The 13,176-nt window shown below is 66.7% G+C and carries 6 protein-coding genes; 2 read left to right on the top strand and 4 right to left on the bottom strand.

The window, feature by feature from the left end; all coding sequences use genetic code 11:
- The 4 genes from DES45_RS01925 to DES45_RS01910 form a co-directional block, all read right to left on the bottom strand.
- Positions 1–1,005 (bottom strand): NAD-dependent epimerase, encoded by a 1,005-nt coding sequence (locus tag DES45_RS01925; RefSeq protein ID WP_114768277.1) that lies wholly within the window; start codon positions 1,003–1,005, stop codon positions 1–3.
- Between the two features lie 191 nt (positions 1,006–1,196).
- Positions 1,197–5,420 (bottom strand): cadherin domain-containing protein, encoded by a 4,224-nt coding sequence (locus DES45_RS01920; protein ID WP_170151361.1) that lies wholly within the window; start codon positions 5,418–5,420, stop codon positions 1,197–1,199.
- A gap of 279 nt (positions 5,421–5,699) precedes the next feature.
- On the bottom strand, positions 5,700–6,605 hold the full coding sequence (locus DES45_RS01915; RefSeq protein WP_114768275.1) for an MBL fold metallo-hydrolase: 906 nt from the start codon (positions 6,603–6,605) through the stop codon (positions 5,700–5,702).
- Positions 6,606–6,812: 207 nt separating this feature from the next.
- Positions 6,813–9,344, bottom strand: a complete 2,532-nt coding sequence (locus DES45_RS01910; protein ID WP_114768274.1) for an ABC transporter ATP-binding protein — start codon at positions 9,342–9,344, stop codon at positions 6,813–6,815.
- A 151-nt stretch (positions 9,345–9,495) separates the two neighbouring features.
- On the opposite strand from DES45_RS01910, the gene DES45_RS01905 reads away from it, so the two are divergent.
- Both DES45_RS01905 and DES45_RS01900 read left to right on the top strand, forming a co-directional pair.
- A complete protein-coding gene (locus DES45_RS01905; RefSeq protein ID WP_114768273.1) occupies positions 9,496–10,050 on the top strand; it encodes a hypothetical protein in 555 nt (184 codons plus the stop codon).
- A gap of 455 nt (positions 10,051–10,505) precedes the next feature.
- Positions 10,506–13,163 carry a peroxidase family protein gene (locus DES45_RS01900; protein ID WP_170151360.1) on the top strand — a complete coding sequence of 886 codons (2,658 nt, stop codon included), beginning with the start codon at positions 10,506–10,508 and terminating at the stop codon, positions 13,161–13,163.
- Positions 13,164–13,176 lie beyond the last annotated feature (13 nt).

Here is a 13,176-nt window from a genome sequence, read left to right as displayed (position 1 = left end):
TCAGCCGTGATACCCGCGATACCACTCGACGAAGCGGCGCACGCCTTCCTCGAGCGAGGTGGTGGGCGCGAAGCCCACGTCGCGGCGCAGGTCCGTCACGTCGGCGCGGGTTTCGAGCACGTCGCCCGGGGGCAGGGGCTTGTCGATGCGCTGCGCCTTCCGGCCGACCGCCTCCTCGATGATGGCGATCAGGCGGTTGAGCTCTTCCGGTCTGTCGTTGCCGATGTTGTAGACCCGGTGCGGCGCCGCGCTGGTGGCCGGGTCCGGATGCGTGGCGTCCCAGGCCGGATCGGCCGCCGGCTCCTTGTGCACGAGGCGCACGATGCCTTCCACGATGTCGTCCACGTAAGTAAAGTCGCGCCAGACCTTGCCCGCGTTGGCGACCTCAATGGGGCGCCCCTCGGCGATCTCGCGGGTGAACTTGTAGACCGCCATGTCGGGCCGGCCCCAGGGGCCGTAGACGGTGAAGAAGCGCAGTCCCGTGGCCGGCAGCCCGAAGAGATGGGCGTAGGAATGCGCCATCATCTCGTTGGCCTTCTTGGTGGCCGCGTAGAGGCTGACCGGGTGGTCGGTGGAATCGTGCTCCGAGAAGGGCAGCTTGCGGTTGGCGCCGTAGACGGAGCTCGACGAGGCATAGACCAGGTGTTTGATCTCCCCGTAGCGGCAGGCCTCCAGCATGTTGGTGAAGGCCACCATGTTGGAGGTGACGTAAGGCGTCGGGTCGACGAAGCGCACGCCGGGCTGGGCCGCGAGGTGGATCACCCGCTCGAACCGGTGGCGCCCGAACAGGTCCCGCGTGGCCTGCGGGTCGGCGAGGTCGAGGCGCTCCGCGCAGAAGCCGTTGCGCGGGGTGAGCCCGGCGAAGCGGGCCTCCTTCAGGGCGATGTCGTAATAGGGCGTGAAGCTGTCGACCCCCACCACCTGATGGCCGTCGTCGAGGAGACGCTTGGCGACATGGAAGCCGATGAACCCGGCGGCTCCGGTGACCAGGATGGGAGACGACATTCAAACGCCCGCGAAAGTGAAGGTGGCGGGGACCTTAGAGCATTTTTCCCGGATGTGGAGACCGGTTCGGCGTGAGGCATGCCGAATTGCCTGCCCCATGCGGATACCCCCGAAAGTCTCGCTGGGGTGTCCGCATCGCCCGCGCGGGCTCCAGCCTGGCAGAGCCGGGGAGCCGGAAGGGCCCGACCGGCTCAGATGAACTCGAAATCGGCGGCCGCAAGCTTGGTGCCGGGCTTCACCTTGACGATCTCGATGCCCTTCTTGGCCCCGCTTCCGTCGGCGTCATAGTAAACAATTCCCTTCTTCTTGTTGTAGATGAAGTGGTCGTTCCCGTCCTTGGGCTTGTCGAGGCTGAAGAACTTCTTAGGCAGCCCCTTGTCCTTCTTGATCTGCTTGTTCTTGAAGACGGACGCCTTGAAGACGAGCTGGTCGTCCGCCGGCTTGAAGTCGGTGACGAACGAGAACTGGCCCTTCTTGACCGTCGTGTCGAACACGAACTTGTCCCGGCCGGTGAGGCCGGTGAGCGTGTCCTTGCCGCCCCGGCCGTTGATCACGTCGTCGCCCGCCGTGCCGGTGATCCGGTCCTTGCCGGAGGTGCCGATGAAGGTATCGACTGCGTCCGTGAGGCCGATCGTCAGGGTCTTGTCGAGGCTCAAGCCGCCCGAATCCGTCACGCGCACCCGCACGTCGTGCGAGGCCTTCTGCTCGAAGTCGAGCAGATCCCCACGCGTGACCACGAGCCTGTCGCCCTGAACGGCGAAGCGCCCGCCGGCACCGTCGAGGAGCGTGTAGGTGAATCGGTCGCCCGCATTCGGATCGGTGGCCGCGAGGGTGCCGACGACCGTGCCGGCGGCCGCATTCTCCTGGACGCTGCCGGCGCTCAGCGACAGGCCGGTGGGAGCGGCGTTCGACGGCGGCGGCGGCGTTGCGGACTTCACCGTCACGGTGGCGGTGGTGCTCAGATTATCGTCGTCGGTGAGCTTGATCTCGACCGCAACCGGATCGTGCGCTGCGTTGTCCGGGCGCTTGTAGGTGAGATGCTGGAGCAGGACTTTCACGCGGTCCGGCGTCGCGAAGCCGTGCAGTGCCACGGTGAGGCCGCCGGCCCCCCCGTTCGTGCCGTCGATGACGCCGATCTTGGTCAGGATGTCACCCGGAAGCTTGACGTAGATCTCGCTGCCGTCGTTCATCCCGTCGGTGAGCGCGAGTTCGTAGCCGTCGACGTTCTCGGGGAACTCGGTGATCTTGAAGACGCTCTTGGCAGCCTCCGTGGCATTCGCGACGGTGAGCTGGAGCCTGGTCAAGGAGCCGTCATCCGTCACGCTGGCGAGCGCCGGGACGGCATTGTCGAGATAGACCCAGTCGGTCCCGGCGCTGAACACCTGGTCGCCGTCGAGGTTGGCGATGACGGGGGCGGCTGGCGGGTTGGGATCGGCGGATGCCGTGACCGTGACCGTTTGGGTTGTGGTGCGACCGCCGATGTCCTTGATGTCGATCTTGACCTGAAGGTCCTGGGCCAGGGCGCCCGAGGCATGGCGGTAGGTCAGGGCCCGGACGATCTGCTGCACTTCTGCCGCATCGGCGAACGGGCTGATGTAGATCTTGATCGCTCCGGGTTGGGAAACATCGATGGAGCCCACCGAAACCTCTCCGATGATGATGCCGCCATATTCATCGACGGTGATGCCGTTCACCTCGGCAACACCGAGGATGTCGTTGCTGCTCGTCCGGGTCGATACGTAGGCTTTGATCTCCCAGAGGCCTCCGTCGTCATCGGCGATTGTCGCGTTGGCGCCCACATCGAGAAAGACCGGGCTGCTTCCGTTGCCGACAACTCGATCGCCGCCGAGATTAGCGACGAAGGGCGCTACATGGGTTGTCGACCGGTTGTTGCCGTCCACGATCGTCTCGATGCCCTGCCGGTGCAGGGTCAGCCGCTCGGCGTCGCTGAGGGTACCGGATGTCAGGATCAGCTTGTCGCCCTGGGTCGAAAGGCCATGGACTTTCATGGCCAGTTCCTTGCTGCCGACCGTGATCACGGCTCCGTCGGTGTCGAGGTCGATATACTCGATGGTGGCGATCGTCTTGTTGGTCAGATCGATGTTCGCGCCGCTGATGATGAGACTGTCGTAATCGATATCGGCAGCGGTTCCTCCATCGATCTCCGTGATGCCGTTCAACTGCGTCGCGGAAAGATGGATGGTGTCTATGTAGTCCGCGGAGCCCATGATCGTTTCGATCCCGCTCAGCGTGACCGGCCTCAGGTCGAAGTTTCCGCCGTCGTCGAGGCGCAGGGTGTCGTTGCCATCGCCGCCAGCGATCATGTCTCCGGTCGTGAGATCGTACCTTCTCGCCACGAAGGTATCGTCGGAGCCCGTTATTCCGTTGAGGATATCCTGTCCCGTCGTCAGCACATGGGCGCTCGCCGGCCCGACGATCACGTCGACATAGGCCAACGCGGCATCGCCATCCTCATCGTACAGGTAGACGTCGATTGCTTTCCGGACGATGGCGTCGGGATCGCTCGTCGTGCTCTTGTAGGTGAGCGCCCGCACGAGCCGCTGCACGAGAGGCGCCGCGGTTCCGGCCACGAGCTCGATGACAAGGTTGGAGGCGGTCGAGGACGAATCGATCGTGCCGATGAGATTGCCGTCGATCCGGATCTCCCCGCTCTCGACGGAGATCCCGTTCTCTGCGGACGCATGGATGCCCAGGAGATCTGATGAGACCGCACCCCAAATGAGGACGTCGAGGTAGACGAGACTGGTATCGGAGCCGACGACCGTCGCGTCTCCTCCCCGGTCGAGGAAAACCGTTTCGTTCGGGGCTGCCTGAACCACGTCCAAGTGGAGATTGCCGAGCGCCGGAGCGGTGTTCGGCGGCGGAACGTCAAGGGCTTCGACCGTGACCGTGTGCGAGGCCCTGCGACCGCCGATGTCGTAGAGGTCGACCTTGATGTCCAGGTCTTGATCGAGGGCACCGGAGGCGCGGCGGTAGTTCAGCGCCTGAATAACCTTTTCGACCTGCGCTGCCGTGACGCCTTCGTAGAACACGATGGAGATTTGCGATGCCTCACCGGTGAAATCGTAGATCTCGCCGATCTCCACTCCATCGACCGAGATCCAAAATTCATCGACCGTGACGCCGTTCCGCGCCGCGATGCCGAGAACGTCGTTGTCATCGGTGCGGCTCGCGACATAGGCCGTCAGCTGAGAGAATTCTCCGTCGTCGTCCGTGACCGTTGCGTCTGCGCCGGTATCGAGCAGAACCGGGTTGCTGCCGTCGCTGGCCACCCGGTCGCCGCCGAGGTTCGACACCTGCGGCGCGTCGTTCGTCGTCGTGTAGCCTGTCTCGTCTTCGATCGTATCGACGCCTTGCCGGTGCAAGGCTTGGCGCTCCGCTTCGCTGAGCGTGCCCGACGTCAGGATCAGCTTGTCTTCCTGAGCCCCATAGCCCCAAACCTTCTTGGCAAGGTCCTTGCTGCCGAGCGTGATCGTAGCGCCGTCCGTCATCAGATCGAGGGACGAGAAATTCGAGATCGTCTTGCCTGTGAGGTCGATATTCATTCCGTAAATGAACAGCCGGTCGCTGTTGCCGCCTCCCCCATCGATGGCCTCGACATCCGCCAGTTGCTCTGCAGAAATAGTAATGAAATCCGTGAGGGTGGAGCCTTGGATCGTCTCGATTCCGGTCATGACGATCTGTCTCAGGCTGGCGGTTCCGCCCTCGAGGCGCAGGACGTCATCGCCGGCGCCGCCATGGATCTCGTCGCCGGGGTTGAGGTCCTCGCCGCCCGCCACGAAAATGTCTCGGCCGCCGGTGCCGGTAATCTCATCCGCGCCGGTCGTCAGGGCATGAACCGCGGCCCCCTCGGCGACCACGTCGATCCAGGCCTGAGCGCGCTGATTGTTGCTGTCATGGACGATGACGGTGATGGATTTCGTGATGGTGTCGGAAGTTTCGGTCACATCCCGCGTATAAGTCAGGGCCCGGATGAGGCGCTGGACCAGTTCGGGAGTCGCGGCGTCCGTGAAATCGATGCTGAGGGAGACAGAGCCAGCCGTGATCGCGAAGGTTCCGAGCAGGACATCGTTGTCGGGATCGTCGTCGTTGGAGGTGTCAATCCAGATCCGCCTCTGCGCGTCGATGGTGATGCCGGTGCCTTGTGTCCGAACGCCTAACTGGTCGGAGGCGTCGCCATTGATCAGGAGAACGGTCAGACGGGTGAGATCCCTGTCGGAATCGGCGAGGGTCGCATTGCTGCCGAGATCCAGGAGGGCTGCTTCATATGGAGCGGCTGCGACGAGGTCCCCATCCAGGTTGCCGAGCACCGGCGCGGTCTCGGAAAGCAGTTGCAGATCCGTACCTGGGGCCGAAGCAGCCAACAGGGCCGGGCTGGAGTGACGGTCGTTCATGGCTGTTCCCCTCGGAGGCGTGATCACGCTGCCCATGGATGAGCCAGGGCTTTGAGAGGAATAAATACGCTACAACATAACAATCGTGCAACCTGGGATGCCCCGAACGGGAGGGCGTTGTGCCTGAACGCACATCTTCCGCAGCGGAAGCGAGGCTATACGGGACCGATACTTACGAAACGTCACTCTGGAGATGCCACAGAGGAGCGCAAGAGGCGGCCGGTCGTGCCTCGGATGCCATGATCACAGGCGCGCCCACGCGACCCCATCGCCTGCCCTTCAGGCCTTCGCCAGAACCGCCTTCGGCTCGGCGGCCGCCGCTGCCGGCTCCTCCTCCGCCTCGAGCGTCACGAGCTGGCGCTCGCGGGCCACGAAGGCGGTGGGCATGTTCTTCTGCATTTCGGCTTCGCAGATCTTCAGGAAGGCGTCGTCGTGGCCGGGATAGAGGTGGAAGATGGCGAGCGCCTTGGCGCCGGCCGTCTGCACGAGCTCGACGCCCTTCTGCCAGGTGGAATGGCCCCAGCCGCGGCAGTTCGTGTATTCGGAATCGCAGAACATGCCGTCGTAGATGACGAGGTCGGCGTCGCGGATGAAGGCCACGAGGTCCGTGTCGGGCCAGGGCTCCGAGTGCTCCACGTCGCTGATGTAGCAGACGCTGCGGTTGCGGTGGCGGAAGCGGTAGCCGGTGGCGCCGCCCGGATGGTTGAGGAGGCAGGTCTCGACGCGGGCGCCGTCGTCGAACACGAGGGGCTGGCCCGCCTTGAAGCCGTGGTGCTCGAAGCGGGCCGGAAGCTGGCCGAGCCGTACGGGGAAGAGCGGCGGCGCGAAGAGGCGGTCGAGGGACGCCATGGCGCTGTCGCCCTCCAGGTTGCCGCAATAGGTGCGGATCACCCGGTCCTGGCCGAGGAGCGCCGGCTTGAAGAAGGGCAGGCCGCCGATATGGTCGAGATGCAGGTGGCTGAGGAGGATGTCGATGTCCTTCGGGGCCGAGGGACCGAGCTGGGCGCCCAGCGCCGACAGGCCCGTCCCGGCATCCACGATGAAGAGGCGCTCGCCGCAGCGGATCTCGACGCAGGGCGTATGTCCGCCGAACTCCACGAATTGAGGGCCTGACGCGCATGTCGAGCCGCGAACCCCCCAGAAGCGGATCTGGAGCAGGTCGGAAGATGCAGCTCGTGAACTCATTTTACCATCATGGCCGATCTGTCGGTTGTGCCGTGTGCGCCAGCGCACATGCGACTGGCGCATCGGACCCGGGATAGTTTCCACGTGCTCGCCTTACCCGATGCTCTTCCTCGAGTGGGGCATCGCGTCGTACGGGAAACCGGGTCCGTCTTTCCGCACGACGCTCTAGCTGACCGCGAGTTGAACCGGGGGTCAAGGGCCAATCGCTCATGCGGAGAGCGCCTCCGGCTCCCGTGCGCGGCTGTCCATGACGGGTTCTCCCCGCTCGAAACGGATAACGGCGTCGAAGGCCGGACGATCCATCGCGGGCGAGATCCCGGGCGTGACGAGGACCAGCCCGCGCCCGATCATGGCCCGCCTGAGGCTCGCCACGAGGCGCTCCGCGGCCGGCCCGGGCAGGCCCTCGAGGGCGCGCTGGACGATGAGGATCGCGGGGCGCCGGACGAGGCAGCGCACCAGGTCGACGGCGGCGATCTCGGTGAGCGTCAGGTCGCTGCCCTGGATGTCCACGGGCGTGCCGAGCCCGATGCGGGAGACCTCGCCGTCGAGGCCGCGCTCCGTCAGGACCCGGCGGATGACCCTCTGGACCGCCTCGGCGGCGCCGGCTTGGTCGGACGCGATGCGCCCGAACAGCACGTTGTCCTGCACACTCGCGGCCGCGCAGAAGCGGTTCTCGTCGTAGAACTCGATCGAGGGCTTGAGGCTCACCGGCAGCATGCGGGTGAAGTCCGCGCGGGCCGCCAGGATGCGCGCCTCCATGACGTCGTCGAGAAGCCCCAGGCGGTGCCGGCTCTCGTTGTAGCGAAGCGCCAGGCCGATCAGGCGCTCCTGGTCGCGGGCGTTCTGGGCCCCGCGCCGCTTCTCGGTGCGGCGCTCCACCAGGTCCTCGAAATAGGGCCGGTCCGACGCCGCGAAGAAGCCGAACCGCTCGAAGAGCGGGTGGCCGTCCGGGATCTCGGCGAAGATCTCGATCATGCTGGTGGCGATGGACAGGCCCATGCGGGCCAGCGGCTTAGTGAGGTCCTCCGCCTCCAGGATCGCCCGCACGAACGGGTGGGCGGCGAGCCGGTCCTCCCGGAAGGTGTCGCCGATGGGCTTGCCGAACAGCAGGTTCTCGCCGATCGTCGCATAGCGGTTGTAGCGCTCCGCGTTGAACTGATCGACCAGACGGTCGAGGTTCTCGCCCGCGAGCGCCGCCTGCACGGCGCGGCGCGACTCCACGATCGCGGCCGCGACCTCGGGTTCCCGCTTCGGGTTCAGGGTGCCGGTGAGGCCGCGGGCATGGATCAGGTGGTCGAGCCCCGCCACGCCGATCGCCTCCCACAGCCGCCCGTCGATCTCGTCGGAAGGGACGGAACAGCCGTAGAGCAGGTTGTCGCGCAGGGTTCCGGGGATCAGCACCGTGTCGCCGGCGAGCGCGATGCGCTGCGCCCGCTCGACCGGATCGACGCCCGACAGGTCCACGCCGCCATAGGTCAGCCGGCCGGTCGACGGATCGATCAGGCCGCCGACGAGCGCCGCGAAGACCCGCGGCCCCGCATCGCCGTCGCCCACGAGGGCCACGTGGGACGGGAACGCGAGGCTCAGGGTCACGCCGGTGATCCGGGCGCCGCTCACGCGGTCGTAGGCCGAGACGCCCTGCGCCACCAGGGCGCCGTGCTCGGGCAGGGGGGCGTGGGCCGGCTGCCCGTCGCGGGGCTGCAGGGCGATGAGGCTCTGGGCGATGTCGGACAGGAGCGTGTGGACCCGGGTGGTGAGCCGCTGCCACTGCACGATCTCCTTCACCCCGAAGGCGGCCAGCGAGGCGGCCAGGATGCACGAGGCCACGGCGCCCGCCGAGGGCGGCCGCTCGGGCGCGAACCACACGGCCACGGCCAGAACCGCCAGGGGCGCGATCATTAGGGTCGCGGCCGCGAAGGCATCCACGACCGCGATCCGCCGCTCCCGGGACTCGACCGGCCGATGACTCCGGTCGAGGGCCTGCCCGAGCCGGTCGCTCTCGAACGGGGACGTGCCGTGGGCGCGCAGGGCCGGCAGCCGGTGTTCGAGGTCCGCGAAGGCGGTCTCCGCGCCTTCGCCCTCCCGCTGCCGGGCGCGGGCCGCCTCCATCCGAAGGGCGAGGCGGCGGGCGTTGAGGATGGCCGCCACGGCCAGCGCGACCGCCAGCGTCGCGCCCAGGCGCCAGTCGGTGACCAGCACATACGCGAAGGCGAGCCCGATCATGCCGCCGAGCTGCATGGGGGTGAGCAGCGCGGCGCCCAGAACGGCGCTCTCCCGCGCCAGCGTCGTTCCGGCCAGCGCCGTGACCGCCGCGATCTCGTCCCGGGCCCCGGAGGGCGCCTTGAGGACCGCCGCCACGACCCTGGCCCTCAGCCGCGCCAGCGCGCGGGTGCCGATGCCGACGCTGAGGAAATCCACGAGGGCGATCACGAGGGCGATCAGGACCGGCACCACCACGAGGCCGCCGATCGTGGCGATCGCGAAGGCGTCGGCCCCGAGGGTGAAGCCCTGAAACAGCACGAGCGGCTCGGGCCAGAGGCTCGCGGGCGGCGTGATCACCAGGCGCAGGAAGGCATTTTCCGCCGGGGCCGGGGCGCCCCCGATGGCCCGGTCCACCACGATGCGGACGAGGTCGAGCCCGACGAGGAGCAGCAGCCCCGCCAGGATCAGGAGACAGAATCCCAAGATGTGACGAACCGGCTTCGTGTTCCAGGCCAGGCGCAGCGGATCGCGCTCCATGTGGTCTCCCAAGGGTCAGACGTGCGGCCTGACGTTATCCAAGCCCTGCCGGAACGGCCAGTCCAAAGTCGCAGCCCCCTCGCCGCCGCGATCGGGAACTCTATCTCTCCCCTCCCGCAGGCCTGCCCAGAGGAGGATGGTCGAGCCCGCCATGACGTCGTCCCTCCCGGTCGATCCCGTTCTCCAGCTCATTCTCGACCTGCCGGCCCGCAGGCCCGCGCCCGGAACGCCGCGGCGCCTGACGAGCCTGTTCCGGACCCTGGCGCAGCCGGACCCGGCCTGCGACGCCGAGGAGATCGAGGACCAGATCTGGGCCCTGTGGATGTCCCACGAGGACCGGGTGGCCGAAGAGACCATGGGGGCGGCCGTCGAGGCCATGGCGTCCGGCGCCCTGAAGCAGGCGCGGCCCCTGCTGGACCATCTGGTGGACCAGCATCCCGACTGGGCCGAGGCCTGGAACAAGCGCGCGACGCTCGCCTATATCGAGAACCGCGACCGGGACAGCCTGGAGGACATCCGGCGCACGCTCGAGCTGGAGCCGCGGCATTTCGGGGCCATCTCGGGCTTCGGGCAGATCTGCCTGCGCAACGGCCATCTCAACGAGGCCCGCGCGGCCTTCCAGATCGCCCTGTCGGTCAACCCGCACCTGGCCGGCCTCCACGAGCTCCTCGACGATCTCGACCCGCAGCTTCTGATGCTGCATTAGGGCCGCTAACCCCTAAGCGAGGGCCCGGCGAAAAAGGCCAGGGCGCTTCCCAGGCGGCCCCGTTGCGCCCACCGCTTCAGTCGTGGTCCTGCCTCGTTCGGATGGCGCCCCGGGCCGGACAGCGGGATGGATTAATGCGATCGGCGAGGGGCGGCCACCCGGCCGACGCGGGACGATTCCACGGAGGACCCGTGACGGACGGCTGCGGGCCGGACGCTTCCGATCCTGGCAAGCCGTTTGAGCTATTCTTTGAGGATGCCGGTCGCCTGAAATGATGATCGCCCGGCCGTGCCGTTTCAGGCAGTCTTCGGTCCTTCGTTCGAAGTAGAGTGTCGAATTCGAATGATGAGACCTTGGTCCCTGGGACCCGGAACCTTCGGCCGATGGTCAGGAAATTCCGGCGTCTTCATCGTCTTTCCACCGCCCATGCGGCGAATCGCGAGGGGAAGGCGACGATGGCATTGCAACTCGACAGTGAAGACATTGCGGACCTGTTGAACCTCGTTCGGACAGGCCAGATCCGGGACTCGAGCGGCTACGGCAACAACGTCGCCAACCCCACCTGGGGATCGTCGGCGCAGCCCTTCATCCGCCTCACCAATCCCTACTACACCGACGGCGCGTCTGGCATCCGCACCACCGTCAACACCCCCCGGCAGATCTCCGACATCGTGTCGAACCAGGACAACGATGGGGACGGGATCGAGGAGAACATCCCGAACGCGTTCGGCGGCTCCGCGCTCCTGACCTTCTTCGGCCAGTACTTCGACCACGGCCTCGACTTCGTGCCCAAGGGCGCGTCGGGCCGGGTGCAGATCGGCTCCGACGGGTTTCCGATCACGGCGTCCCGGGCCAACATCATCGCCGGCACCGGCATCGATCCGGACGGCATCCCGAACAACGGCGACGAGATCGCCGCCCAGCACCTCAACATGACCTCGCCCTACGTGGACCAGAACCAGGCCTACGGCTCGCACGAGGCGGTGACGGACCTGCTGCGCAAGTGGGAGACGGGGCCGTCCGGCAAGGTCCAGACGGCCTACCTCCTGACCGGCGACATCGACGGATCGGGACGGGCGCTGCTGCCGACCCTCAACCACATCCGCGAGAACTACCGGATCATGACGGACGGGCAGGAGCTGACGTCGGAGGACATCTCCAACTTCGACGGCACGGGCCATGCCCTGCTGCTCGATTTCACCCCGTCCTACGTCAACAACAACCCCGCGAACGGTTACGACCTCGACAAGATGGGCCACTACTTCGTGGCCGGCGACGGGCGCCTCAACGAGAACGTGATGCTGACCTCGATCCACACGATCTGGGCCCGCAACCACAATTTCTGGGTCGACGTGCTCAAGGAGCGCACCGGCAACAAATGGACCGAGGAGGAGTACTTCCAGGCCGCCAAGATCGTGAACGTGGCCGAGTACCAGCGCGTGGTGTTCACGGAATTCGCCGACGCCATGGCGGGCGGGATCGATCCGGGAGAGGAGGAGCACGGCTTCGACGGCTACGATCCCACCGTCGACGTGTCGATCTCGGCGGAGTTCGCGCACGTGGCCTACCGGTTCGGCCATTCGATGCTCAACGAGACCGTGAGCTACAAAGGCGCCGACGGGATCATGGGCCAGCTCTCGCTGGTGCAGGCCTTCCTCAACCCCGGCAAGATCAAGGACGTCGGGATCGACGAGCTGCTGCTCGGCGCCACCGGCGTCACGCATCAGGCGATCGACGTGGACGTGGTCAACGCCCTGCGCAACCAGCTCGTCGGCCAGCCGCTCGACTTGGCTGCCCTCAACATCTTCCGCGGCCGCGACACCGGCATCGCGCCCTTCAACACGGTGCGGGCGGAGCTCTATGCGAAGACCGGCCTGTCGAGCCTCAGGCCCTATACGGGCTGGGCGGATTTCCAGGCCCGCAACGGGCTGTCGGACGCCTTCATCAACCAGCTCAAGCAGGCCTACCCGGAAGGCTTCCAGGCCATGGACCTGTGGATCGGGGGGCTTGCCGAGAAGCCCACCAAGGGGCAACTCGGCTCGACCTTCGGGTACATCTTCCTCGAGCAGCTCGACCGGCTCCAGGACGGCGACCGGTTCTACTACCTGGAGATCCTCGACGACAGCCTGTTCCAGTCCCCCGACAACGCGCAGACCTTCGCCGACATCATCATGCGCAACACGGGCATCACGGGCCTGTCCGACCACGTGTTCCTGGCCTCGTCGAACGGCAGCACCACCGGCAGCAAGGGCGCGCCTCCCGCGAGCCCGCCTCCGCCCGTCAACCTGCTCGTCGAGCTGACCGAGAGGTCGGACAAGCACACCGGCACCGAGAAGAACGAGATCATCAAGGCGCTCGGCGGCAACGACACCGTCGACGGCGCGGGCGGCGACGACCAGATCTGGGGCGGATCAGGCCATGACACCATCCGGGGTGGCGGCGGCAAGGACGACCTGCGCGGCGAGGCCGGCGAGGACAAGCTCTACGGCGGCGACGGCAACGACACCCTCGACGGCGGCACCGGCGACGACAAGATGTGGGGCGAGAAGGGCGACGACATCTACCGGGTCGACAGCCGGTCCGACTCGGTGACGGAGACCGCCGACGGCGGGACCGACACCGTGGAGGCCTGGACCTCCTCGTTCAAGCTCGGAGCCTACGTGGAGCACCTGGTCTACAAGGGCGGCGGGGCCTTCTCGGGCACCGGCAACGACCTGGGCAACCACATCACCGGCGGGTCGATGAACGACACCCTCGACGGCGCAGGCGGCAACGACACCCTCAAGGGTCTCGGCGGAGCCGACAACCTCAAGGGCGGCGCCGGCAACGACACGATGGAGGGCGGTGCCGGCAACGACACCATGGACGGCGGGACGGGCAACGACGTCTTCGTGTTCCGAAAGGGGTTCGGCCGCGACACGATCAAGGGCTTCGATGCGGACCCGTCGGGCGGCCAGGACAAGCTCGACGTCTCGGCCCTGTTCGGGGAGGGGGTCGAGACCATCTCGATCACGGCCTCGGGCCGCAACACGGTCGTCGCGTTCGGAGACGACGTCATCGTCCTGGAGGGCGTGAACGTGCGCAACATCAGCGAGGCGGATTTCATCATCTGATGCCGGCGGCAGG

The organism is Microvirga subterranea (assembly GCF_003350535.1).
In the GTDB taxonomy this organism is placed as follows: domain Bacteria; phylum Pseudomonadota; class Alphaproteobacteria; order Rhizobiales; family Beijerinckiaceae; genus Microvirga; species Microvirga subterranea.
The sequence above is the reverse complement of the archived record's forward strand: the minus strand, read 5'-3'. Positions and strand labels throughout refer to the sequence as shown.